Source organism: Thermococcus peptonophilus (genome assembly GCF_001592435.1).
In the GTDB taxonomy this organism is placed as follows: Archaea; Methanobacteriota_B; Thermococci; order Thermococcales; family Thermococcaceae; genus Thermococcus; species Thermococcus peptonophilus.
Genome location: NZ_CP014750.1, coordinates 1,419,131 through 1,439,300 on the forward strand (window position 1 = coordinate 1,419,131; position 20,170 = coordinate 1,439,300).

The 20,170-nt window shown below is 52.3% G+C and carries 34 protein-coding genes and 5 tRNA genes; 31 read left to right on the forward strand and 8 right to left on the reverse strand.

What is annotated here, in order from left to right:
- The first annotated feature begins 3 nt into the window (after positions 1-3).
- From A0127_RS07595 to A0127_RS07730, 29 genes are all read left to right on the forward strand, one after another.
- The gene (locus A0127_RS07595; protein WP_011250470.1) at positions 4-450 is read left to right on the forward strand and encodes a large ribosomal subunit protein uL15; all 447 of its coding nucleotides are present in this window, start codon (positions 4-6) and stop codon (positions 448-450) included.
- Positions 451-490: 40 nt separating this feature from the next.
- The gene (secY, locus tag A0127_RS07600; RefSeq protein ID WP_062389988.1) at positions 491-1,939 is read left to right on the forward strand and encodes a preprotein translocase subunit SecY; all 1,449 of its coding nucleotides are present in this window, start codon (positions 491-493) and stop codon (positions 1,937-1,939) included.
- A gap of 70 nt (positions 1,940-2,009) precedes the next feature.
- A complete protein-coding gene (locus A0127_RS07605; protein WP_062389991.1) occupies positions 2,010-2,600 on the forward strand; it encodes an adenylate kinase in 591 nt (196 codons plus the stop codon).
- Complete coding sequence (locus tag A0127_RS07610; protein ID WP_062389994.1) at positions 2,593-3,117, forward strand: DUF106 domain-containing protein; 525 nt, start codon at positions 2,593-2,595, stop codon at positions 3,115-3,117. Before A0127_RS07605 ends, A0127_RS07610 begins: the two co-directional genes overlap by 8 nt.
- Positions 3,118-3,158: 41 nt before the next feature.
- A complete protein-coding gene (locus A0127_RS07615; RefSeq protein ID WP_054841371.1) occupies positions 3,159-3,431 on the forward strand; it encodes a 50S ribosomal protein L34e in 273 nt (90 codons plus the stop codon).
- 10 nt (positions 3,432-3,441) lie between these two features.
- Complete coding sequence (gene cmk / locus A0127_RS07620; RefSeq protein ID WP_062389997.1) at positions 3,442-4,023, forward strand: (d)CMP kinase; 582 nt, start codon at positions 3,442-3,444, stop codon at positions 4,021-4,023.
- Positions 4,024-4,275: a 50S ribosomal protein L14e gene (locus tag A0127_RS07625; protein WP_054841372.1), complete on the forward strand. Its 252-nt coding sequence runs from the start codon at positions 4,024-4,026 to the stop codon at positions 4,273-4,275.
- A gap of 126 nt (positions 4,276-4,401) precedes the next feature.
- A complete protein-coding gene (locus A0127_RS07630) occupies positions 4,402-5,112 on the forward strand; it encodes an SDR family NAD(P)-dependent oxidoreductase (RefSeq protein ID WP_062390000.1) in 711 nt (236 codons plus the stop codon).
- A 43-nt stretch (positions 5,113-5,155) separates the two neighbouring features.
- Positions 5,156-5,377 (forward strand): type II toxin-antitoxin system HicB family antitoxin, encoded by a 222-nt coding sequence (locus tag A0127_RS07635; RefSeq protein ID WP_011250462.1) that lies wholly within the window; start codon positions 5,156-5,158, stop codon positions 5,375-5,377.
- A complete protein-coding gene (locus A0127_RS10510; RefSeq protein ID WP_231855748.1) occupies positions 5,349-5,531 on the forward strand; it encodes a type II toxin-antitoxin system HicA family toxin in 183 nt (60 codons plus the stop codon). The genes A0127_RS07635 and A0127_RS10510 overlap by 29 nt, the downstream gene beginning before the upstream one ends.
- Positions 5,532-5,536: 5 nt before the next feature.
- Positions 5,537-6,553, forward strand: coding sequence for an RNA-guided pseudouridylation complex pseudouridine synthase subunit Cbf5 (locus A0127_RS07640; protein ID WP_062390004.1), 1,017 nt, complete (start codon positions 5,537-5,539; stop codon positions 6,551-6,553).
- A 31-nt stretch (positions 6,554-6,584) separates the two neighbouring features.
- The gene (locus tag A0127_RS07645; RefSeq protein ID WP_062390007.1) at positions 6,585-7,427 is read left to right on the forward strand and encodes a hypothetical protein; all 843 of its coding nucleotides are present in this window, start codon (positions 6,585-6,587) and stop codon (positions 7,425-7,427) included.
- Positions 7,424-8,011 carry a class I SAM-dependent methyltransferase gene (locus A0127_RS07650; RefSeq protein WP_062390010.1) on the forward strand — a complete coding sequence of 196 codons (588 nt, stop codon included), beginning with the start codon at positions 7,424-7,426 and terminating at the stop codon, positions 8,009-8,011. The genes A0127_RS07645 and A0127_RS07650 overlap by 4 nt, the downstream gene beginning before the upstream one ends.
- Positions 7,997-8,083 (forward strand) — tRNA-Ser (locus A0127_RS07655). Before A0127_RS07650 ends, A0127_RS07655 begins: the two co-directional genes overlap by 15 nt.
- A 42-nt stretch (positions 8,084-8,125) precedes the next feature.
- Positions 8,126-8,575, forward strand: a complete 450-nt coding sequence (locus A0127_RS07660) for a 30S ribosomal protein S13 (RefSeq protein WP_062390013.1) — start codon at positions 8,126-8,128, stop codon at positions 8,573-8,575.
- 10 nt (positions 8,576-8,585) lie between these two features.
- Positions 8,586-9,128, forward strand: a complete 543-nt coding sequence (locus A0127_RS07665; RefSeq protein WP_062390017.1) for a 30S ribosomal protein S4 — start codon at positions 8,586-8,588, stop codon at positions 9,126-9,128.
- Positions 9,125-9,547: a 30S ribosomal protein S11 gene (locus A0127_RS07670; protein WP_011250455.1), complete on the forward strand. Its 423-nt coding sequence runs from the start codon at positions 9,125-9,127 to the stop codon at positions 9,545-9,547. The genes A0127_RS07665 and A0127_RS07670 overlap by 4 nt, the downstream gene beginning before the upstream one ends.
- Before the next feature lie 30 nt (positions 9,548-9,577).
- Positions 9,578-10,357: a DNA-directed RNA polymerase subunit D gene (locus tag A0127_RS07675; protein ID WP_394347101.1), complete on the forward strand. Its 780-nt coding sequence runs from the start codon at positions 9,578-9,580 to the stop codon at positions 10,355-10,357.
- A gap of 1 nt (position 10,358) precedes the next feature.
- Positions 10,359-10,446, forward strand: a tRNA-Leu gene (locus A0127_RS07680).
- A gap of 61 nt (positions 10,447-10,507) precedes the next feature.
- Positions 10,508-10,873 carry a 50S ribosomal protein L18e gene (locus A0127_RS07685; RefSeq protein ID WP_062390023.1) on the forward strand — a complete coding sequence of 122 codons (366 nt, stop codon included), beginning with the start codon at positions 10,508-10,510 and terminating at the stop codon, positions 10,871-10,873.
- Between the two features lie 6 nt (positions 10,874-10,879).
- The gene (gene rplM / locus A0127_RS07690) at positions 10,880-11,308 is read left to right on the forward strand and encodes a 50S ribosomal protein L13 (RefSeq protein WP_062390026.1); all 429 of its coding nucleotides are present in this window, start codon (positions 10,880-10,882) and stop codon (positions 11,306-11,308) included.
- Between the two features lie 11 nt (positions 11,309-11,319).
- On the forward strand, positions 11,320-11,727 hold the full coding sequence (locus tag A0127_RS07695) for a 30S ribosomal protein S9 (RefSeq protein WP_062390029.1): 408 nt from the start codon (positions 11,320-11,322) through the stop codon (positions 11,725-11,727).
- 33 nt (positions 11,728-11,760) lie between these two features.
- Positions 11,761-11,958: a DNA-directed RNA polymerase subunit N gene (locus A0127_RS07700; protein ID WP_011250450.1), complete on the forward strand. Its 198-nt coding sequence runs from the start codon at positions 11,761-11,763 to the stop codon at positions 11,956-11,958.
- Positions 11,959-11,975: 17 nt separating this feature from the next.
- Positions 11,976-12,053, forward strand: a tRNA-Pro gene (locus A0127_RS07705).
- A 36-nt stretch (positions 12,054-12,089) separates the two neighbouring features.
- Positions 12,090-12,263, forward strand: coding sequence for a DNA-directed RNA polymerase subunit K (locus A0127_RS07710; protein WP_011250449.1), 174 nt, complete (start codon positions 12,090-12,092; stop codon positions 12,261-12,263).
- A gap of 6 nt (positions 12,264-12,269) precedes the next feature.
- Positions 12,270-13,295, forward strand: a complete 1,026-nt coding sequence (locus A0127_RS07715; RefSeq protein WP_062390032.1) for a hypothetical protein — start codon at positions 12,270-12,272, stop codon at positions 13,293-13,295.
- 14 nt (positions 13,296-13,309) lie between these two features.
- On the forward strand, positions 13,310-13,915 hold the full coding sequence (gene rpsB / locus A0127_RS07720; protein WP_062390891.1) for a 30S ribosomal protein S2: 606 nt from the start codon (positions 13,310-13,312) through the stop codon (positions 13,913-13,915).
- 40 nt (positions 13,916-13,955) lie between these two features.
- A tRNA-Leu gene (locus A0127_RS07725) sits at positions 13,956-14,043 on the forward strand.
- 60 nt (positions 14,044-14,103) lie between these two features.
- On the forward strand, positions 14,104-14,259 hold the full coding sequence (locus A0127_RS07730) for a 50S ribosomal protein L40e (RefSeq protein ID WP_011250446.1): 156 nt from the start codon (positions 14,104-14,106) through the stop codon (positions 14,257-14,259).
- Here the strand turns inward: A0127_RS07730 and A0127_RS07735 are convergent, their stop codons facing one another.
- On the reverse strand, positions 14,260-14,589 hold the full coding sequence (locus tag A0127_RS07735; RefSeq protein WP_062390035.1) for a PadR family transcriptional regulator: 330 nt from the start codon (positions 14,587-14,589) through the stop codon (positions 14,260-14,262).
- A gap of 108 nt (positions 14,590-14,697) precedes the next feature.
- Here A0127_RS07735 and A0127_RS07740 point away from each other — a divergent pair, with 108 nt between their 5' ends.
- Positions 14,698-14,997 carry an FUN14 domain-containing protein gene (locus A0127_RS07740; RefSeq protein ID WP_062390038.1) on the forward strand — a complete coding sequence of 100 codons (300 nt, stop codon included), beginning with the start codon at positions 14,698-14,700 and terminating at the stop codon, positions 14,995-14,997.
- A gap of 5 nt (positions 14,998-15,002) precedes the next feature.
- Here A0127_RS07740 and A0127_RS07745 read toward each other — a convergent pair whose 3' ends face one another.
- Together A0127_RS07745 and A0127_RS07750 are read right to left on the reverse strand one after the other, a co-directional pair.
- Positions 15,003-15,764 carry a metallophosphoesterase family protein gene (locus A0127_RS07745; protein WP_062390041.1) on the reverse strand — a complete coding sequence of 254 codons (762 nt, stop codon included), beginning with the start codon at positions 15,762-15,764 and terminating at the stop codon, positions 15,003-15,005.
- A gap of 379 nt (positions 15,765-16,143) precedes the next feature.
- Positions 16,144-16,221, reverse strand: a tRNA-Arg gene (locus A0127_RS07750).
- Positions 16,222-16,288: 67 nt separating this feature from the next.
- Here A0127_RS07750 and A0127_RS07755 point away from each other — a divergent pair.
- The gene (locus A0127_RS07755; protein WP_197463606.1) at positions 16,289-16,738 is read left to right on the forward strand and encodes an Lrp/AsnC family transcriptional regulator; all 450 of its coding nucleotides are present in this window, start codon (positions 16,289-16,291) and stop codon (positions 16,736-16,738) included.
- Here the strand turns inward: A0127_RS07755 and A0127_RS07760 are convergent.
- Genes A0127_RS07760 through A0127_RS07780 form a run of 5 tightly spaced genes read right to left on the reverse strand, consistent with a single transcriptional unit; the run spans position 16,721 to position 19,939 of the window.
- Positions 16,721-17,050, reverse strand: coding sequence for a hypothetical protein (locus A0127_RS07760; RefSeq protein WP_062390045.1), 330 nt, complete (start codon positions 17,048-17,050; stop codon positions 16,721-16,723). The genes A0127_RS07755 and A0127_RS07760 overlap by 18 nt on opposite strands.
- Before the next feature lie 9 nt (positions 17,051-17,059).
- Positions 17,060-17,773 carry a phosphoribosyltransferase family protein gene (locus A0127_RS07765; RefSeq protein ID WP_062390048.1) on the reverse strand — a complete coding sequence of 238 codons (714 nt, stop codon included), beginning with the start codon at positions 17,771-17,773 and terminating at the stop codon, positions 17,060-17,062.
- Between the two features lie 56 nt (positions 17,774-17,829).
- Positions 17,830-18,351, reverse strand: coding sequence for a YkgJ family cysteine cluster protein (locus A0127_RS07770; protein WP_054841263.1), 522 nt, complete (start codon positions 18,349-18,351; stop codon positions 17,830-17,832).
- A 5-nt stretch (positions 18,352-18,356) separates the two neighbouring features.
- Positions 18,357-18,596 carry an Lrp/AsnC family transcriptional regulator gene (locus A0127_RS07775; protein ID WP_062390051.1) on the reverse strand — a complete coding sequence of 80 codons (240 nt, stop codon included), beginning with the start codon at positions 18,594-18,596 and terminating at the stop codon, positions 18,357-18,359.
- Positions 18,593-19,939, reverse strand: a complete 1,347-nt coding sequence (locus tag A0127_RS07780) for a signal recognition particle protein Srp54 (protein ID WP_062390054.1) — start codon at positions 19,937-19,939, stop codon at positions 18,593-18,595. Before A0127_RS07780 ends, A0127_RS07775 begins: the two co-directional genes overlap by 4 nt.
- Positions 19,940-20,170: the final 231 nt, after the last annotated feature.

Consider the following 20,170-nt stretch of genomic DNA (forward strand, 5'->3'; position numbering starts at 1 on the left):
GAGATGATTAGGAGGAGGAAGAAGGTTAGGAAGCTCCGCGGAAGTCACACTCACGGATGGGGCTGCAAGAAGAAGCACCGCGGCGGTGGAAGCAAGGGTGGCCGCGGTATGGCCGGGACAGGTAAGAGGAAAGACCAGAAGTGGACTTGGACCATCAAGTACGCCCCGGACAGGCTCGGAAAGAGGGGCTTCCACAGGCCGAAAGCAGTTCAGTACATCCCGAAGGTCATAAACCTCAACGACATAGACGAGAACTTTGAACTGTTCAAGGATGCGGGCATAATATACGAGGAGGACGGAAAGCTCGTCTTCGACGCGACTGCCCTCGGCGTTGACAAGATACTCGGCACAGGTAAGCTCACAAGGGCCCTCGTTGTGAAGGCCTACTACGTTACCCCCAAGGCCGAGGAGAAGATCAAGGCTGCTGGCGGCGAGGTTCTCCTCGCCTGATTAATTTCTTTAACTTTTAACAATCCCACGGGTGTTGAAAATGGGAGTCCGGGAAGTAGTCTACGCCATCGAGCGCTGGTTTCCAGAAGTTGAAAGGCCTAAGAGGCACGTTCCCCTAAAGGAAAAGTTCATGTGGACTGGGATCGTTCTTCTGCTGTACTTCATTCTGGCTGAGATACCCCTCTATGGAATACCCCAGCAGGTTCAGGATTATTTCGCAACACTCCGTTTCGTGCTCGCCGGTAGGAGCGGCTCGCTCCTGACCCTCGGTATCGGTCCAATCGTTACCGCCAGTATAATCATGCAGCTTCTCGTTGGTTCTGAGATAGTCAGGCTCGACCTCTCAAATCCTGAGGATAGACGCTTTTACCAGGCCACCCAAAGGGTATTCGCCGTGTTCATGAGCTTTTTCGAGGCGTTCATCTATGTATTCGCCGGTGCCTTCGGTAAGGTGAACACCGGAATAGGTGCGTTCCAGACCGTTTCAATCCCTAACGGGCCGATCTACATTGGAATAGGCCTTGCACTCCTCATCGTGCTCCAGCTCGGTCTAGCCTCGACACTGCTCATACTCCTGGACGAGCTGGTGAGCAAGTGGGGCATCGGAAGCGGTATCAGCCTCTTCATTGCCGCGGGTGTCTCCCAGACGGTTATCTACAAATCCCTGGCTCCCGTTCAGAGCAACCAGTACATAGACCCGCTCACCGGAGAACCTGCCCTGGTTGGTGCGATTCCTGCTTTCATTCAGCACATCCTCAAAGGGGACATAAGCGGCGCAATATATCGTGGTGGAACCCTTCCAGACATCGTAAAGCTGATTGGAACGATAGTGGTCTTCCTCGTGGTCGTCTATCTGGAAAGCATGCGCGTCGAGATACCCCTCAGCTACGGAAGGGTCACCGTCCGCGGCAGGTATCCGATAAGGTTCATGTACGTAAGCAACATTCCGATAATCCTCACCATGGCCCTCTACGCGAACATACAGCTCTGGGCCAGGCTCCTCGCCAACTACGGCCACCCAATCCTTGGTCAGTTTGACAGCAACGGCTATCCAGTGAGCGGTTTTGTCATATACCTCTATCCACCCAGGGACATCTTCCACGTTATTAACGACCCAGTGAGAGCGCTGGTGTACGCGCTTATGACTATATTCTGGTCGCTGATCTTTGGATTCCTATGGGTTGAGCTTACCGGCCTTGACGCCAGGAGCATTGCAAGACAGCTCCAGAACGCCGGTCTCCAGATACCTGGTTTCAGGAGGGATCCAAGAATCCTCGAGAGGGTTCTCCAGAGGTACATCCCGTACGTCACCTTCTGGGGTTCCTTCACCATAGCCCTCGTGGCGGTGCTGGCGGACTTCCTCGGTGCCCTCGGTACGGGAACTGGAATCCTCCTGACGGTTGGTATCCTCTACAGGTTCTACGAGGAGATAGCTAGGGAGCAGGCAACAGAAATGTTCCCGGCCCTGAGGAAGTTCTTCGCCAAGTGACCTTTTCCTTTTTGCAAAACCTTTTAAGCCCGGTTTTGATTATCCTTTGAGAGACCTCTGGGTGAGAGCCATGCCGTTTGTCGTTGTGATCACGGGCATTCCGGGTGTGGGTAAAAGCACCATAACGAAGCTTGCTCTCAAGAAGACTAGGGCAAAGTTTAGACTCGTCAATTTTGGTGACCTAATGTTCGAAGAGGCAGTCAATATGGGGCTTGTAAAGCACAGAGACGAGATGAGAAAGCTTGATCCACTAACTCAGAAGGAGCTTCAGCTTAAAGTCGCCCAGAGGATTGTTGAGATCGCTCGGACGGAGCCAGTTCTGCTTGACACCCATGCAACTATTCGGACCCCGGCTGGATACCTTCTTGGATTTCCGAGGGAGGTTATAGAAATCCTCAATCCCAACTTCATAGTCATTATTGAGGCCGCCCCAAGCGAGATTCTCGGGAGGCGTCTTCGTGACCTTAAGAGGGATAGAGACGTTGAGACCGAGGAGCAGATAGCAAGGCATCAGGACCTGAACAGGGCCGCTGCCGTAGCCTATGCGATGCACTCAAACGCGCTCATCAAAATCATTGAGAACCACGAGGATAAGGGCCTGGAAGAGGCCGTAAACGAGCTTGTTAAAGTACTCGACCTGGCGGTGAGTGAGTATGCTTGAGGGGATATACGCTTTCCTTGACAGCCTGTTTGGACCGTTCATAACGGGCTACCATCCCATGTGGGTCATTACGGTAGCTGGAGCAATAATCGGTGGGACTTACACGTTGATTTACTACTTCTTCACAGATATTGAGAAGCAGAGACACATGCAGAAGCTTGCCAAGGAGCTTCAAAAGGAGATGCGTGAAGCCCAGAAGAGCGGGGACGAAAAGAGGATTAAAAAGGTTCAGAAGAAGCAGATGGAGCTTATGAAAATGCAGAGTGAGCTCATGCAGCAGCAGATGGTTCCAATGCTCCTGACGCTTCCCATATTCTGGATCTTCTTCGGATGGCTCAGACGCTGGTACGTCGAGGTGGGGATCGTTAAAGCTCCCTTCAACTTCTTCCTCTTTGACTGGTTCCATAAGTGGCAGCACTCGGCACTGCCGCCCGACCAGCTCGGATATGTCGGCTGGTACTTCCTGACCAGCTACGCGGTCGGTATGATACTGAGGAAGTTCCTTAATATGGGATAAATTTAAAAACGCTCTGCAAAATGAGGTTGCGAGGTGAGAGCATGAAGCCCATGTACAGGTCAAGGTCATGGAGGAGGAAGTACGTCAGGACTCCCGGTGGAAGGACCGTCATCCACTTTGAGAGGAAGAAGCCTAAGATAGCTCACTGCGCCATGTGTGGCAGGCCGCTCAACGGCATCCCGCGCGGCAGGCCGAGCGAGCTCAGGAAGCTTCCGAAGACCAAGAAGAGGCCTGAGAGGCCATACCCGAACCTCTGCCCGAGCTGCATGAGGAAGGTCATGAAGGCCCAGGTTAGGGCAACTATTACAGCCTGAAGGTGTTCCCATGCCCAAGGGCTGCCTCGTCATAACCGTCAGCGGCCTAGCAGGGTCCGGCACAACGACCCTCTGCAGGAACCTCGCCAAGCACTATGGGTTCAAGCACATCTATGCCGGCCTTATATTCCGGCAGATGGCCAAGGAAATGGGTATGACCCTCGAGGAGTTCCAGAAGTACGTGGAGCTCCACCCTGAGATAGACAGGGAAATCGACAGGAGGCAGGTCGAGGCAGCCAAGGAGTGCAACGTCGTTATTGAAGGCCGTCTAGCCGGGTGGATGGTCGAGAACGCCGACCTGAAAATCTGGCTGGACGCTCCGATAATGGAGCGTGCCAAGAGGGTTGCGCGGAGAGAGGGCATCTCCGTAGAGGAGGCCTTCGTTAAGATAGCCGAGAGGGAGAAGCAGAACAGGAAAAGGTATTTAAACCTCTACGGAATCGACATCGAAGACAAGTCCATTTATGACCTGATAATCAACACGGCCCACTGGGGCCCCGATGGGGTCTTCGCGATTGTGAAGGCCGCCATCGACCACCTTTCCCCCGTCGGTGACGCGGGGGAGAAAGAAAAAGAAAAGGAGGTGGGATGAATGCCAGCTATTGAGGTTGGGAGGATTGCTGTTGTTATTGCCGGAAGGAGGGCTGGACAGAAGGTCGTCGTTGCCGACATAATCGACAGGAACTTCGTCCTCGTTACCGGTGCTGGCCTCAACAAGGTCAAGCGCAGGAGGATGAACGTCAAGCACCTCGAGCCCCTTCCGGAGAAGGTCAACATCCAGCGCGGCGCTTCCGACGAGGAGATTAAGGCCGCCCTTGAGCAGGCTGGAATCAGCCTCGAGTGAGGGGGCTTTCCCCTCACAATTCTCATTCTCCGTTCTGGTCTCTGTTCTGTCTTCAACCCCGATGATTTGCCTTTGTATCCAATATTTTATAGCCTTGTTTTATAGCAAAAACTTCGGTGAGAGTCCATGAAGACTGTCCTGGTTACTGGAGCCACTGGTGGCATTGGTATGGCGTTATCAGAGAGGCTCGCTGAGCAGGGTTACCATGTAATTGGCGTTGCGAGGAGAGAGGATAAGCTCAGGGAGTTATCTAAGGCCCTGAAAAACTTTGATTACATAGCTGCCGACCTTTCCGACTCAGGAGCTCCAGCCAAAATCAGGGAGGCTTTAACGAGTATGGGGATAACAAAGCTCGACGTGCTCATAAACAACGCTGGTTACGCCCTCAGAAAACCTCTCCTAGAGCACTCTAATGAAGAACTTGAGAAAATATTCAGAGTGAACACATTTGCTCCTACCTGGCTTACGAAGGAGCTCCTCCCATTCCTCGGGAAGGGCTCAAAGGTCGTTTTTGTAATAAGCGGTGTTGCTTTTGTCAACGTCCCTGAAATCCCCTCATACTGCGCCACCAAAGGTGCACTCCACTACCTCACGATAAACCTAGAGAAGGAGCTGGCGGAGCGGGGAATAAGCACGATTAGGGTCTATCCCAAGCAGGTGAAAAGCGAGTTCTGGAAGGGCAAGATTCCCAAGGGGTCAATCGAACCGGAGCAGGTAGCCGATGCGGTGCTCAACGGCATTAAAAAGAACAAGCGTGAGGTCTTTGTGCCCGGCTACCTGAAGCTTATTAAATACCTGCCCAACTGGCCCGTCTTTACGTACCGCTTCAAGTATTAGGTGGATTTATAAAGAGGGCTGCAGTAGAGAAAACGGTGGGAGCATGAACCTTCATGCCGTTATCTGGGAGGAAGAGGGAGTTTACGTCGTCAAGGAAGTGTTCACGGGGGTAACTACTCAGGGCGAGACGATAGAGGAGGCACTTGAGAACCTCAGGGAGGCAGTGGAGCTTTACCTGGAAGAGTTCCCCGAGCTCAAAGAGGAACTTGGGAAGATAAAGTTCGTGGGCGATTTCAATGTCGAGATTGCCAAGGCTCTCGGGTGAAGAAGTAGTCAAAGTGTTGACGTCGAAGTTCGGCTTTAGAGTCTCGCGTCAGAGGGGCAGTCACGTCGTTTTAGTTAAATATGAAAACGGGTGCTTAATCTTGCTGGAATTTCAAAGGATGAATTTGTTGAGGCTCTTAAAGATCCGTAGGTGATGATCATGGCGAGGGACGAAGTGAGGAGAATCCTTCCCGCTGATATCAAGAGGGAAGTGGTTGTTAAGGACGAGAAGGCCGAGACGAACCCGAAGTGGGGCTTTCCGCCGGAGAAGAGGCCAATCGAGATGCACATCCAGTTCGGTATCATAAACCTCGACAAGCCCCCCGGGCCGACGAGCCACGAGGTCGTTGCCTGGGTCAAGAGAATCCTGAACCTTAACAAGGCCGGACACGGTGGAACTCTCGATCCGAAGGTCAGCGGAGTCCTTCCAGTTGCCCTAGAGAGAGCAACAAGGGTTGTGCAGGCCCTTCTACCAGCCGGAAAGGAGTACGTAGCTTTAATGCACCTCCACGGTGACGTTCCCGAGGACAAGATACTTGCCGTTATGCGGGAGTTCCAGGGGGAGATAATCCAGAGGCCGCCGCTGAGGAGTGCAGTAAAGAGACGCCTCAGGACGAGGAAGGTCTACTACATAGACGTGCTTGAGATAGACGGCAGGGACGTCCTCTTCAGGGTTGGAGTTGAGGCTGGAACCTATATCCGTTCGCTCATCCACCATATTGGCCTTGCCCTCGGTGTCGGCGCCCATATGGCCGAGCTCAGGAGAACGAGGAGTGGCCCCTTCAAGGAGGACGAGACTCTCGTGACGCTCCACGACCTTGTAGACTACTACCACTTCTGGAAGGAGGACGGAATAGAGAAGTACTTCCGGAAAGCCATCCAGCCGATGGAGAAGGCCGTTGAGCATCTGCCCAAGGTGTGGATAAGGGACTCTGCAGTTGCCGCTGTTACCCACGGCGCTGATTTGGCCGTTCCAGGCATAGTCAAGCTTCACAAGGGCATAAAGAAGGGAGACCTTGTCGCGATAATGACCCTCAAGGACGAGCTCGTTGCACTGGGCAAAGCTATGATGACGACAGGCGAGATGCTCCAGAGGAGCAAGGGCATAGCGGTCGATGTGGACAAGGTCTTTATGCCGAGGGACTGGTATCCAAAGATGTGGAAGGATAAAGATTAAGCCCCTCTTTTCTTTCTTCTAGGTGCTTCCCATGCAGGGGAAGATGGGTCTCAAGCTGATAATTGAGACCGTTGTTGGTATGATTTCCGTGTTCATGGCCCTCCTATTTTTGGGAGCCCACAGTGAGGGAAAGGCCATAGATGCTGGACTGCTCGTGATGATGTTCGCCCTTCTCCCGCTCTTCGGAGTTTCTGCTGTCTTTTTCATTGGCCGATATCTTGGGAAGCACGGCTATCGGAGGGAAGACGTTAAGCGGCTCCACCTAATCCTTGAGGAGAACTGGGACAGGGGCAGGTTCGTGAAGGACGTGCAGGAGATAATTGGTTACCACATAATAGCTTGGTATCTGCTCTGCATGGCCTTTTTCATGACTGGAAACGTTGTGGAAGCGGCAATTTCTGTTGTCGCCATATTCATCAAGATTTTTTCATTCACTCCCCTCTTCCTCCTCATGTGGCAGTGGATAATAGACATTCCTTTCACTTTGTACGCTCTCGCCTCTGGAAAGGAATGGACGGTGACATCGGCTAGGGACGTCGGCCTGTGGATTATAAATGCCTCCCTGTTCAGTACCGGTTTGCTGGTTAGTGTCTGCTTTCTGGGGCATAAGTTAGAAGGCTCTTCCCTTGAGATGGTCGATGAACTTTTGAGGCTGGGCAGGAACGATCACATCATCAAAAACCTTCTCCTGCTGTCCGCTCAGAGTGCCGCCTTCGGTACCGTTGAGGCGTACCTCTTCCCGAAGCGGGGGAAGCTGGGCTTTCTTTTTCTTCTTGTCGTGGCAACTTTCGGTGCAGCTATTGCATGGGACATGCTACGGGGAGTTCAGCCTTCCTTCATCTTTATAAACCTCTCACCCAATCTCCTACCATGAGCCACTACTACTCAGAAGAGCCAAGCACTCCCCTTAAGACGAAGACTATCGAGGTCTGCGTCAGAGGGGACTGCTTCAAGTTCATCACAGCGAGCGGGGTTTTCTCCTTCGGAAAGCTCGACAGGGGAACGGAACTCCTCATCGAGAGCATGATCCTTCAGCCCGGGTGGAGGGTTCTCGACCTTGGCTGTGGTTATGGTCCTATAGGCATCGTTGCCTCTCGCCTTGTGCATTACGTGGTCATGACGGATGTGAACCGCAGGGCAGTCAGCATAGCGAAGAAAAACTTAAAAATCAACGGCGTTAGGAACGCAGAGGTTCGCTGGGGGAATCTCTACGAGCCCGTCGCTGGAGAAAAGTTCGACTCCATAATCACGAATCCCCCGGTGCACGCTGGGAAGGAAGTCCTGAGGGAAATAGTTATAAACGCTCCACGGCATCTGAACGATGGTGGATACCTCCAGCTGGTCATCAAGACCAAGCAGGGGGCAAAGTATATTAAGTCCCTCATGGATGAGACCTTCACCGAAGTGAGAGAGCTCGCTAAGGGGAGCGGCTATCGGGTGTATGCCGGGATCGCCTAGCCTGGGATGGCGCGGGCCTTGAGAGCCCGTGGGCGTTAGCCCACCGGGGTTCAAATCCCCGTCCCGGCGCCAAAATCCCTTATCGTTTCAAAGGGATGTGGAGGTGTATTCGTAATGACCGAGAACTTTAGGCACATCGTCCGTGTTGCGGGAGTGGATATAGACGGGCATAAGCAGGTTAGGTGGGCCCTTACGGGCATAAAGGGCATCGGCATAAACTTCGCCACAATGGTGCTCAGGGTTGCAGGGATAGACCCGTTCATGAAGGCTGGTAACCTCACCGACGAGCAGGTGAAGAAGATCGAAGAGATACTCGCTGACCCGGTCGCCCACGGAATACCCGCCTGGGCCGTGAACAGGCCGAAGGACTACGAGACTGGCAAGGACATGCACCTCATCACCGCCAAGCTCGTTATGGCCTGGCGTGAGGATGTCAACAGGCTCAGGAGGATCAGGGCTTACCGCGGTATAAGGCACGAGCTCGGTCTCCCGGTTAGGGGACAGAGGACTAGGTCCAACTTCAGACACGGTACGACCGTCGGTGTGAGCAGAAGGAAGAAGTGAGGTGGTGTAAATGGGAGACCCGAAGAGGCAGAGGAAGAAGTATGAGACTCCCTCTCACCCGTGGATTAAGGAAAGGCTTGACCGCGAGAGGGTCCTGAAGAGGAACTACGCCCTCAAGAACAAGAAGGAGCTCTGGCGCCACGAGACCCAGCTCAAGGAGTTCAGGCGTAGGGCGAGAAGGCTCCTCGCGGCCCGTGGAAAGCAGGCCGAGATCGAGAGGCAGCAGCTCCTCCAGAGGCTCTACAGGCTTGGTCTCCTTCCGGCTGATGCAGTCCTCGATGACGTTCTCTCGCTCACCGTTGAGGACGTCCTTGAGAGGAGGCTTCAGACCATCGTTTACAGGAAGGGCCTCGCCAGGACTATGAGGCAGGCTAGGCAGCTCATCGTTCACGGCCACATCGAGGTTAATGGTCAGGTCATCCGCTCTCCTGGCTACCTTGTCCTCCGCGAGGAAGAGGACACGATAACCTACGCCAAAGGCTCACCCTTCGCCAAGGAGGGCCACCCCGAGAGGATAGTTATCGAACAGGCTAGGCAGGGTGGTGAGGCATGAGCGAGGAGCAGACCACTCAGGTTAACATAAAGAAGAAGGAGAAGTGGGGTGTCGCCCACATCTACTCCTCATACAACAACACCATCATCCACATCACCGACCTCACCGGGGCCGAGACCATCTCCAGGTGGAGCGGTGGTATGGTCGTCAAGGCCGACAGGGACGAGCCCTCACCGTACGCGGCCATGATCGCCGCGAGAAGGGCCGCCGAAGAGGCCATGGAGAAGGGCATCACCGGCGTCCACATCAAGGTCCGCGCCCCTGGAGGAAGCAAGAGCAAGAGCCCGGGACCGGGTGCCCAGGCAGCCATTAGGGCCCTCTCTAGGGCCGGTCTCAGGATCGGAAGGGTTGAGGACGTTACCCCAATCCCGCACGACGGCACCAGGCCGAAGGGCGGGAGAAGGGGCAGGCGTGTCTGACCCCTTACAACCTCTTTTTTGGTGATGCCAATGGTAGAGTTTAAGATTCTTGAGAAGAGGCCCGACTCAATAAAGTTCATCGTCAGCGGCGTTGATGTACCGTTCGCGAACGCCCTTAGAAGGACTATTCTTTCGGAAGTCCCAACCTTTGCCGTGGATGAGGTCGAGTTCCTTGAGAACGATTCTGCACTTTTCGATGAGATAATAGCGCACAGGCTTGCCATGATACCGCTCATGACTCCTCATGAGAGGTTCTCGCTCGATGCCCTTGAGCTTGATGATTACACGGTTACCCTCTCGCTTGAGGCTGAAGGCCCTGGCATGGTGTACTCGGGCGACCTCAAGAGCAGTGACGAGGATGTAAAGCCCGCCAACCCGAACATCCCCATAGTAAAGCTCGCAGAAGGTCAGAGACTAACGTTCAACGCTTACGCAAGGCTTGGCCGCGGAAAGGATCACGCTAAGTGGCAGCCTGGCTTTGTCTATTACAAGTACCTGACCAAAATACACGTCAGCAAGGACGTTCCCGACTGGGAGGAGCTCAAGGAGCTCGCTGAGAGGCGCGGACTTCCCGTGGAAGAGAGTGATGAGGAGATAGTCATAACCACGATAAAGGCCTTCTATTTGCCCAGGAAGTTCGAGGAGCACATAGGTAAGGGAATCAGAGAGGAGATAGTGCCCGGTTCATTCGTGTTTACCGTCGAAACGAACGGTGAACTTCCCGTTGAGGAAATCGTGAGCATAGCGCTCAAAATACTAATGAGGAAGAGCGATAGATTTATAAACGAGCTCCATAAATTAGCCGACTGACGCGGGGGTAGCCGAGCCTGGCCAAAGGCGCGGGATTCAGGGTCCCGTCCCGTAGGGGTTCCGGGGTTCAAATCCCCGCCCCCGCACCATAATTACGCTCACCCCGTCCGACTGTCGGTTTCCCTGCGAGAGCTTTGAGGAGGTATGTTCATGGTTAAGAGAACTGGACCGACCGATATTAACCTGAGAAGGCTCATCCGCACCCTCAGGAAAAAGTCAAACGAGGAAGGAGTCAAGATATGGAAGGACATCGCCTGGCGCCTTGAGAGGCCCAGGAGGCAGAGGGCTGAGGTGAACATCAGCAAGATCAACCGCTACACTAAGGACGGCGACGTTGTTATCGTCCCGGGAAGCGTCCTCGGTGCAGGAAGGCTTGAGCACAAGGTCGTCGTTGCAGCTTGGAAGTTCAGCGAGACAGCTAGGAGGAAGATAATCGAGGCCGGTGGGGAGGCCATAAGCATTGAGGAGCTTATGGAGAGAAACCCGAAGGGTAGTGGAGTAATCATAATGGAGTGATGGGCCATGAGGATAATTAACGCTGAAGGACTCATACTCGGAAGGCTCGCCTCGAAGGTCGCCAAGATGCTCCTTGAGGGCGAGGAGGTAGTCATAGTCAACGCCGAGAAGGCCATCATCACCGGCAACAGGGAGGACATCTTCGCCAAGTACAAGCAGAGGATCGAGCTCAGAACCAGGACCAACCCGAGGAGGGGCCCGTTCTACCCGAAGAGGAGCGACGAGATCGTCAGGAGGACTGTTAGGGGCATGCTCCCCTGGAAGACCGACCGCGGAAGAAAGGCCTTCAAGAGGCTCAAGGTCTACGTCGGAGTTCCTAAGGAGTTCGAGGGCAAGGAGTTCGAGACCATAAGCGAGGCCCACATGTCGAGGCTTGCCACTCCGAAGTACGTTACCGTTGGAGAGGTTGCGAAGTTCCTCGGTGGAAAGTTCTGAGGTGAGAAAAAATGAGGGTCATCCAGACTGCTGGTAAGAGGAAGACGGCCGTTGCGAGGGCCACCATAAGGGAAGGAAAGGGCCGCGTCAGGATCAACCACAAGCCCGTTGAGATCATCGAGCCGGAGATAGCGCGCTTCACCATCATGGAGCCACTCATCCTTGCCGGCGAAGAGATCGTCAGTAAGGTTGACATAGACGTCAAGGTTGAGGGAGGAGGCTTCATGGGCCAGGCTGAGGCTGCCCGCGTTGCCATAGCCAGGGCCCTCGTTGAGTGGACCAACGACATGAACCTGAAGGAAAAGTTTATGAAGTACGACAGGACAATGCTCGTCGGCGACAGCAGGAGAACCGAGCCCCACAAGCCCAACCGCTCGACCAAGGGTCCGAGGGCCAAGAGGCAGAAGTCATACCGCTGATGCCTTTCCTTTAACCAATTTGAGGTGTGGAAAATGATAGTCCCCGTCAGGTGTTTCACCTGCGGAAAGGTGCTGGCCGATAAGTACTACGAGTTCAAGAAGAGGGTTGAGGCCGGGGAAGACCCGGGTAAGGTCCTCGACGACCTCGGTGTTGAGAGGTACTGCTGCAGGAGAACCCTGCTGAGCCACGTAGAGCTGATCGACCAGGTAATGGTTTATAAAGTCTACTAAAAACCGCATTTCTGGGCGGGGCCGTGGGGTAGCTTGGTCTATCCTCCCGGCTTGGGGTGCCGGAGACCCGGGTTCAAATCCCGGCGGCCCCACCAAAATTTGATCTGTGCACAGGAAGTGGGGTGGTAGTCGTGTTTAGGTACACCCGCTTTGAAAAGGCCCGCATCATTGGAGCCAGGGCTCTACAGATAGCGATGGGAGCCCCGGTGCTAATCGATGTACCCGAGGGAATTACTCCCCTTCAAGCGGCTCTCCTCGAGTTCGAGAAAGGTGTGATACCGATCACCGTAATAAGGCCGAGCTGATGAGAGATGACGGTGATAGAGAACATAGTCGGCAGGGTAACAGTACTCAGGGGCGGCAGGTATTCGGTTGAGGTTGATGTTATAACTAGCTCGGGTTTTGGCAGGTTCGCCGCCCCGGTAGACGAGAATCCGGATCTCTACATAGCGGAAGCCCACAGGGCCGTCAGTGAGGTTGACGAGATAATAGGGCCAGAGCTTATCGGGTTTGACGCAACGGAGCAGGAGCTTATAGACAGCTATCTGTGGGAGATAGACGGCACCGAGAACTTCAGCCACATCGGTGCAAACACGGCCTTAGCCGTATCGGTTGCCACGGCAAAGGCAGCAGCCAGCGAGAAGAACCTTCCGCTCTACACTTACCTTGGCGGGACGTTCACCACCGAACTCCCAGTTCCGATACTTGAGTTCGCGAGCGACAGTGAGTTTGACTACTACGTAATGGTGCGCGATCTGATGGAGATAACCGATGTTGTTGATGCCGTAAACGGCGTGCTATCCAACCTCAAAGATGCGACTGTTGAAGGGTACTCAGAGGCGACAGAAAAAGCCAGCAGTGAGCTCGGTCTCGATGTTGCCCTGGGACTCGCCCAGAAGGCTCCCATTGACATGGAAAAACTGCTGACCCTCGTTGAAGACAACAACGTGGCTTATCTAAAGCCAATGGGTGATGAGGAGCTCTTCCTTGAGCTTATTGCCGGAACTCACGGTGTTTTTATAGATGGGGAGTACCTGTTCCGCCAGAAGGATATACTAGACAGGCGCTACTACAACGCCCTGTCCATAAAGCCGATAAATCTGGGCACGCTCACCGACTTATACAATCTTATTAACGACGCAAAGTCGGAGAGGATTGTTCCAATCCTCGCGGAGGCTCGCTTTGAGTCCTCCGACGAGGCGCTCGCCCACATGGCCGTGGGCTTTAGGTGTCCGGCGGTGGTGCTCCGCAAGGACTCCATCGCCAAGCTCAACGAGCTGATAAGGATAGCCGAAGACCTTGGTGAAAGGGGTAGGGTGATAACGTTTGAAGGATGAGGAGGTGTGAAAAGATGGAGGAGTACCTCGTTCCGCTCGATCAGTACCTTGCTGCCGGTGTCCACATAGGCACCCAGCAGAAGACCAAGGACATGAAGAAGTTCATATACAGGGTAAGGCAGGACGGACTCTACGTCCTCGACGTCAGGAAGACAGACGAGAGGCTTAGGGTTGCCGGCAAGTTCCTTGCTAGGTTCGACCCCGAGAGCATACTTGCCGTGAGTGTCAGGCTCTATGGCCAGAGGCCAGTTAAGAAGTTCGGCGAGGTCACCGGTGCTAGGGCAATTCCGGGACGTTTCCTCCCAGGAACTATGACCAACCCGCAGGTAAAGAACTTCATCGAGCCTGATGTCCTCATAGTTACCGACCCGAGGGCTGACCACCAGGCCCTTAAGGAGGCCGTTGAGATTGGAATACCCATAGTGGCCCTCGTTGACACCGAAAACTTCCTGAGCTACGTTGACCTTGCAATTCCGACCAACAACAAGGGCAGGAAGGCGCTCGCGCTCATATACTGGATACTCGCCAGAGAAGTCCTCTACAACAGGAAGGAGATCGAGAGCAGGGAAGACTTCAAGATACCGGTCGAGGACTTCGAGATGAGGATCATAAGAACCTGAGGGGAAAATTTTTAACATCCCTAGCTTTAATTTCCCTCGCGCGGGGGTGCCCGAGCCTGGCCAAAGGGGGCGGACTTAAGATCCGCTGCCGTAGGGCTGCGCGGGTTCGAATCCCGTCCCCCGCACCAAAGGTTTAAAAGTTCCCGATCAAAGGGATCGCAGGCTTTAAGATTATCGAGGTGATAAGAATGGCGAGATTCCCTGAGGCTGAGGCAAGGATCTTTAGGAAACTCGTGTGCATGCGCTGCGGTGCCACTAACCCTTGGGGCGCAAAGAAGTGCAGAAAGTGCGGCTACAAGGGCCTTCGCCCGAAGGCCAGAGAACCGCGCGGCGGAGGGCGCTGATCACTCTTCCTTCAGTTTTTTCAATGTTTCTTCGAGGAAGTTTATTCCCTCTTTTAGGAGTTCCTCGCCTTTTGGTGTGAGCTTGTAGTACTTTCTGGCAGGTTTACCCCCGGTCGTCTCCTGCCATTCTGAAGTCACGTACCCCTCTTTCTCTAGCTTATATAATACCACATAAGAGCTGACAGTGGCCGGTTCAAAGCTGAATGCCTCTTTTATCTTCTCCTTTAGCTCGTATGCGTACATGGGCCTTTCTTTCAAAAGCCGGAGTATGTAGAGCCACAGAACCTCCTTTGTAATCTTGTTCTGCAATCTCTCTAGGGGGGTCACCATGCTCTCACCCTTTTGTTCTTTGTGAAATATTTCAGCGCCATATAATTTAAGGGTTTTGCCAACAAAAGGTTTATCTTTCTTCTCTCCTGATTTATTAGTGGTGGTCTCATGGAGTTCGATATAAATGGGATGTTTGGGGATCTTGGTGTCGGTGCAATAGTGGGCTTTATAACTGGATACGCTCTGAAGAAGTTCGTAAAAATAGTGATGACATTAATAGGCGCGTATCTTTTGAGCCTCTTCTGGCTCCAGCAGAAGGGAGTGATAACAATAAACACTGACAAGCTCTTCAACCTGAGTGAGAACGTGACTCAGCAGGTGCTCGGCCTCGGACAGAAGGCCCTTGGGATACTCCCAGGCACCGGTGCGTTTGTTGCAGGCTTCTACTTGGGATTCAAAAAAGGTTAAAGGAGTCAGACCTTTCCATGATAAAGTACCCTGATAAGCTCTTCCGGAAGGCCTTCTTTCTTGATTTTCTCCTCTATGAGCTTTTTCTCGTCCTCGTAATCCACTTCTATGAACTTGGTGTGTAGCGTGTCCACATCAACGAGAGCAAAGGTTGCTTTATGGTTCTTGCCTGGTGGATATCCAATGCTTCCGGGGCAGATGACTCTACCATAGCGGGTCATGGCGTTAACTGGATACTTGGGTGATGCAACGAAGAGTATCTCGTAGTCCTTGACCGGCCTCATGATGGTCTCGTAGTAGCTGGTTGGCTGGTCTGGCAGTACAACTCCTCCAAACGGGTTAAGCGGACTTCCATATACTCCGAATATATCGTTCTTTCCAATCTTATCAACAAGATATATTGGAAGGTCCCTTATGAACTCGCGCCCTTTGTGACCAAGGGCTTCCCAGGTGTACTTGAGGGCCTTCTTTATGTAGTCTGGATATTCAACTCTGTCAATGTAATCAGGTCCTTCAGCGTGGGGATCGCTCTCGGCTATTACCTGGTCTAACTCACCCCTAATGACTTTGACTGTGTTGTTCCTGATGAGGTCATCAAGAGCGTCAAGGACTTCCTTCGGATACGGGAACAGACCAATGATGTTGCCCAGAACATAATATTTTTCTATCTCATATCCCTCTTCCTTTAAGGCTTCTATCTTTTCGAGGGCCTTTGCCAGTGCTGGAAGGTTGCCGTTGATGTTTGCGAGAACAGCCACATACACCATAGCCCACCACCTCCGTTTTTCTTACCTAAAGAAAATAAAAATGTTAGAGTATTTAAGCCTTTCGTTTCTTCTTTCTCTTTTTCTCGCCGGCAATTGCAATGAGGTACGTGAGCACTGCGTCCTCTATCATCTCTCTCACCTCCCCTCCATGTTATTGGTTATCTCGCGCGGTGGAGGAATGATTCGGGAAGTACTGGGAAATGCACATGGGAGCAACTAGTGAATAGGCACTCTGAAGTTTTTAATCGCTAACTGAGGGTGCGAAGTATACGAGTATAAACGACGCTACTAAACGTTTACTAATGGTCCTGATGACTGAAGACACATCAAGGGCCTAGAACGGCGGATTATCTTTCGAGGTATCACTGGAGAAGTTTTGTGGCGGACCGGCGGGGCTTCGAACCCCGGACCTGCGGCTTAGGAGGCCGCCGCCCTATCCTGGCTAGGCTACCGGTCCACTGCCCGCTAATCCCTCTTAGAGAAGGGTATTTAAAGTTTACGGTGTATTCTCTCCGGTGGTGATTGTGGTCGATGAGCTTGACATGAAGATACTGTCATTGCTCCAGAAAAACGCTAGGCTTTCCTACAGGGAGATAGCGAAGGAGCTTGGGGTGGCTGTTGGTACCGTATACAACCGCATTAAGCGTCTTGAAGAGAGCGGGATTATCAAGGGATACGCCCCGATTATTGACTATGAAAAGCTCGGCTTTGGTTTGACGGCCTTAATAGGGGTTAAGGCTCGGGGAAAGAAAATAATTGAGATTGAGCGGAAAATCGCAGAGAGCGGTAGGGCTATGATGGTCTACGACATCACCGGTGAGTTCGATATATTCGTAATCGCAAAGTTCAAGGACAGGGCAGATATGAACAGGTTTGTAAAATGGCTGCTGTCGCTGGACGGCGTTGAAAAAACGAACACAAGCGTGGTCATGCAGGTTGTTAAAGAGGAACCTAGATTATCCCTTGAGGATTAGAACTTCCCTGAGAAATCTTTCGGTAAAGTCTTGGAAGCTTTCCACGGGGAGAGTCACTTCTCTTTCATTGACTTTCCCCCTGAAAACAAACCTTCTGGAGGTTATCTCTCTAAGCTTGCTGAAGGAAGGATTTTCCTTTATTGTTTCCTCGAGAACCTTTGTGAATTCAACTTCGTCGACCTCTTCTATCACACCCTCTATAACCACGATCTTTCCGCAGTCTTCTTCGGAGCATTCAAATCTAAAAGGAACGCCGGGCGTAAACTCGACTGGGACGCTAAGCCCGGCGGCGTTGTAAACGAATCCCTTCATGGAAATCCCTCAGAGCTTTATGAGGCTCTCAACGGGGAATGGGTGCTCCCCTTTGAGCTTTTCAACTTCGTCGCCAACACTTATCAGAAAGAACATCCCCACTGGCTTTGCGCCGGCTTGGTGCACCAGCTCCACGAGTGCCCTCTGCGTCTCCCCGCTCCTTATGACGTCGTCCACAATGAGCACAGTCTCTCCCTTCTTCAGAGCCCAGTGGGGAAGGTAGAGCGTCATAACGCTTCCCGATGCACTGGGTACGTAGTTTACTTCGTAGAACTTCTCGACGCCGACTTCCTTCTTCTTCTTTGCGTATATCAAGTCTGCTCCCAGCTCCCTTGCTATGTGTGTCCCCAGAACAATGCCGTCGGTTTCAGCGGTGAGGACTTTGTCAATGTCTTTGTCCATGTACTTGCTGGCAACTTCCTCCGCTATCAAACTCATCAGTGCAGTATCACTTAGGACGGGCATGTTGTCGAAGAATCCTCTTTCATCAAACTTTATCCTCTTGCGCACCTCTTCTTCGATGTTAATGTAAGGTGCAAGCAGTTCCATAAGCTCTTTAGTCCTCTCTGAGCTTGGCAGTACTTTTCCCCTAACGTACCGGTTGAGGACTGTTATTGGCAATCCCGTTATGCGGGACAGTTCTTCATACGTGTACGACTTCTTTAACAGCCTCAGGATTCTTATCAGTCTCAGCTTTTCCTGGACTGCCTTTAACTGGCTCACTCTCTCACCTCCGGGTGGCCATGAATTAACAAGAAAATGTATAAATATGTTTCGGTCTAAACGCTCGCATTAACTTGGGTTTTCTGAGTCTCGTGAATCACTCTTCGTCGATATTCCTCGATGATGTCTCCATATTCTTTCATGAGGAACTCTTTGGTTATGGGTTTACCTTCGGGATGATTAATGCCCGGGCAGAATGAGTCTTCCTTCACGTAAATCTCCATTTTCTCTCCATGTTTCACAAAGACGAACGGATAAAGCCTGCATGCGAGCGGCCTGTGGTTGTAAATTTTGCACTTCTTTGTTTCGGGATCAAGAAAGACGCATGCATCGGTAACAGGGTTTTTCTTTATCGCATACCCGAGAAACTTGTCTCCCCTGTAGAAGAGCTTTTCATAATCAACGAACTCCCAGGCATTGTAGCCAAGTTCTTCGATTCTCTCTATGTCCTCATCCCTGAGCGGGATTTCAAGCCTCTCACAGCAAAGTCCGCAGTTTTCGAGGCACTTAAATTTGAAGGCTGGGTCGGCCTCGACCTTCAAGGTGACGAGGTCGATGGTCGCGACCCACTTTTTCAATTCCTTCACCCCCTGTAGGCGCTTGCTATGAGGGTCTCTGTTAGTTCAATGTCCTTTATTTTCCTGAGAACTTCATCGTGGAACCTGTCTAGCTTCTCAATGCTGGGGACTTCGACACGGGCTATGATATCGTACTCCCCGTATACCCTGTAGGCCTCTTTGACACGGGGGTCTTTTATTATCTCCTGATAGACCTTTTCTTCGTTTCCGGGTTTCACAACTATCAGAACGATTGCCTCTATCATATTCCCAGCCCCCCGAAATTGAACTTCTTGGCCATCTTCGCGAGCTTTCTCTTATTCAAGCTCTTGAACATCTTCTTCATCTGATTGTACTGGTTGAGAAGCTCCCTTACTTCTGCAGTGGTTGCCCCGGATCCTCTGGCTATGCGCTTTATCCTCGAATAGTTGATGATCTCTGGGTTTTCAAGCTCTTCTTCTGTCATTGAGTCCATTATGACTTTATACCTCTTTAGCTTTTCTTCCCCCACTCTAACGGCTTCTTCTGGGAGGGAATAGCCAAGTCCCGGTATCATCTGGAGTATCTGCTTCAGTGGGCCCATCTTCTGCATCGCTTCAAGCTGGGCGTACATGTCCTTGAGGTTGAACTTTCCGCGCAGGAACTTCTCCATGTCCTCTTCTTTAAACTCCTGCTCCTTCTGGAGCTCCTCTATCTTCTCTAGGAGGCCCTGTATGTCGCCGAGACCGAGCAACCTTGAAACGAAGCGCTTTGGATCAAAGGGCTCAAGGTCGTCTATCCTCTCGCCGGTTCCGATGAACTTTATCGGAGCACCCGTCGCCGCGACTGCCGAGAGAGCTCCACCACCCTTGGCGCTTCCATCGAGCTTCGTCACGATTATTGATCCTATTGGGGTTGCCTCCTTGAAGGCCACTGCCTGGTTGTACGCCTGCTGACCTATGGTACCATCTATTACAAGTATAACTTCATGGGGCTTAATGGCCTCGCTTATCTGCCTCATCTCCTCGATGAGGCCCTTCTCTTCCTTGTGCCTTCCCGCGGAGTCGACTATTATGACGTCAACACCCTTCTCACGGAAGTGCTCAACGCCTTCCCTCGCGAGCTTGACTGCGTCCTTCTCCTCGGGATCACCAAAAACCTCTATGCCAAACGGGTCGAGAAGCTGTCTGAGCTGGTAGTAAGCTCCAGGTCTCCAGGTGTCGGAACAGACAACGCCGACTTTGTACCCCCTCTTCTGAAGGTAGCGGGCGAGCTTTGCGACGCTCGTCGTCTTTCCGGAACCCTGGATTCCAACCGTGAGGATAACGGTCGGCTTGTGCTTTATCTCAAGGGGCTTTGCCTCGGTTCCGAGAAACTTGGTTAGTTCTTCGTACACGATCTTTATTATGTGCTCCTTCTTGCTGACACCTGCGGGAGGTTCTTCTTCGAGCGCACGCTTTTGTATCTGCTTTGTTAGTTGAAGGACGAGCTTAACGTTAACGTCTGCCTGGAGTAGTGCCCTCTGGATATCCCTCACTATCTCTTTGATCGTGGCTTCATCAACGGTGCTCGAACGGGCGAGTTTTTTGAGAGCGCTGTTCAGTGCTTGGCCGAGCTTCTCAAGTGCCATTTTTCTCACCTTGTTTAGAGATGAATCATAGCCTTATAAACGGTTGGGTCTTTGAGTTCTTGTAAAATGTATCCATTTTATTTGATCCGCCGTTTTAAGGCCGCTTGAGATGTAATTTTTTGCACATTAAAGCTAAATCCAATTCTATGGTCTCTTTTATTGAGTTCGGAGTTCTTTTCGGTTCATTTCTGCGAAAAAACAATCTACAAAAGTTTTTAAACCTGAAAATGC

Bases quoted from the DNA above. Each gene is read 5' to 3' on its own strand.
- A0127_RS07595 (WP_011250470.1), top strand. From the start codon at position 4: ATGATTAGGAGGAGGAAGAAGGTTAGGAAGCTCCGCGGAAGTCACACT.
- secY (WP_062389988.1), top strand. From the start codon at position 491: ATGGGAGTCCGGGAAGTAGTCTACGCCATCGAGCGCTGGTTTCCAGAA.
- A0127_RS07605 (WP_062389991.1), top strand. From the start codon at position 2,010: ATGCCGTTTGTCGTTGTGATCACGGGCATTCCGGGTGTGGGTAAAAGC.
- A0127_RS07610 (WP_062389994.1), top strand. From the start codon at position 2,593: ATGCTTGAGGGGATATACGCTTTCCTTGACAGCCTGTTTGGACCGTTC.
- A0127_RS07615 (WP_054841371.1), top strand. From the start codon at position 3,159: ATGAAGCCCATGTACAGGTCAAGGTCATGGAGGAGGAAGTACGTCAGG.
- cmk (WP_062389997.1), top strand. From the start codon at position 3,442: ATGCCCAAGGGCTGCCTCGTCATAACCGTCAGCGGCCTAGCAGGGTCC.
- A0127_RS07625 (WP_054841372.1), top strand. From the start codon at position 4,024: ATGCCAGCTATTGAGGTTGGGAGGATTGCTGTTGTTATTGCCGGAAGG.
- A0127_RS07630 (WP_062390000.1), top strand. From the start codon at position 4,402: ATGAAGACTGTCCTGGTTACTGGAGCCACTGGTGGCATTGGTATGGCG.
- A0127_RS07635 (WP_011250462.1), top strand. From the start codon at position 5,156: ATGAACCTTCATGCCGTTATCTGGGAGGAAGAGGGAGTTTACGTCGTC.
- A0127_RS10510 (WP_231855748.1), top strand. From the start codon at position 5,349: ATGTCGAGATTGCCAAGGCTCTCGGGTGAAGAAGTAGTCAAAGTGTTG.
- A0127_RS07640 (WP_062390004.1), top strand. From the start codon at position 5,537: ATGGCGAGGGACGAAGTGAGGAGAATCCTTCCCGCTGATATCAAGAGG.
- A0127_RS07645 (WP_062390007.1), top strand. From the start codon at position 6,585: ATGCAGGGGAAGATGGGTCTCAAGCTGATAATTGAGACCGTTGTTGGT.
- A0127_RS07650 (WP_062390010.1), top strand. From the start codon at position 7,424: ATGAGCCACTACTACTCAGAAGAGCCAAGCACTCCCCTTAAGACGAAG.
- A0127_RS07660 (WP_062390013.1), top strand. From the start codon at position 8,126: ATGACCGAGAACTTTAGGCACATCGTCCGTGTTGCGGGAGTGGATATA.
- A0127_RS07665 (WP_062390017.1), top strand. From the start codon at position 8,586: ATGGGAGACCCGAAGAGGCAGAGGAAGAAGTATGAGACTCCCTCTCAC.
- A0127_RS07670 (WP_011250455.1), top strand. From the start codon at position 9,125: ATGAGCGAGGAGCAGACCACTCAGGTTAACATAAAGAAGAAGGAGAAG.
- A0127_RS07675 (WP_394347101.1), top strand. From the start codon at position 9,578: ATGGTAGAGTTTAAGATTCTTGAGAAGAGGCCCGACTCAATAAAGTTC.
- A0127_RS07685 (WP_062390023.1), top strand. From the start codon at position 10,508: ATGGTTAAGAGAACTGGACCGACCGATATTAACCTGAGAAGGCTCATC.
- rplM (WP_062390026.1), top strand. From the start codon at position 10,880: ATGAGGATAATTAACGCTGAAGGACTCATACTCGGAAGGCTCGCCTCG.
- A0127_RS07695 (WP_062390029.1), top strand. From the start codon at position 11,320: ATGAGGGTCATCCAGACTGCTGGTAAGAGGAAGACGGCCGTTGCGAGG.
- A0127_RS07700 (WP_011250450.1), top strand. From the start codon at position 11,761: ATGATAGTCCCCGTCAGGTGTTTCACCTGCGGAAAGGTGCTGGCCGAT.
- A0127_RS07715 (WP_062390032.1), top strand. From the start codon at position 12,270: ATGACGGTGATAGAGAACATAGTCGGCAGGGTAACAGTACTCAGGGGC.
- rpsB (WP_062390891.1), top strand. From the start codon at position 13,310: ATGGAGGAGTACCTCGTTCCGCTCGATCAGTACCTTGCTGCCGGTGTC.
- A0127_RS07730 (WP_011250446.1), top strand. From the start codon at position 14,104: ATGGCGAGATTCCCTGAGGCTGAGGCAAGGATCTTTAGGAAACTCGTG.
- A0127_RS07735 (WP_062390035.1), bottom strand. From the start codon at position 14,589: ATGGTGACCCCCCTAGAGAGATTGCAGAACAAGATTACAAAGGAGGTT.
- A0127_RS07740 (WP_062390038.1), top strand. From the start codon at position 14,698: ATGGAGTTCGATATAAATGGGATGTTTGGGGATCTTGGTGTCGGTGCA.
- A0127_RS07745 (WP_062390041.1), bottom strand. From the start codon at position 15,764: ATGGTGTATGTGGCTGTTCTCGCAAACATCAACGGCAACCTTCCAGCA.
- A0127_RS07760 (WP_062390045.1), bottom strand. From the start codon at position 17,050: ATGAAGGGATTCGTTTACAACGCCGCCGGGCTTAGCGTCCCAGTCGAG.
- A0127_RS07775 (WP_062390051.1), bottom strand. From the start codon at position 18,596: ATGATAGAGGCAATCGTTCTGATAGTTGTGAAACCCGGAAACGAAGAA.
- A0127_RS07780 (WP_062390054.1), bottom strand. From the start codon at position 19,939: ATGGCACTTGAGAAGCTCGGCCAAGCACTGAACAGCGCTCTCAAAAAA.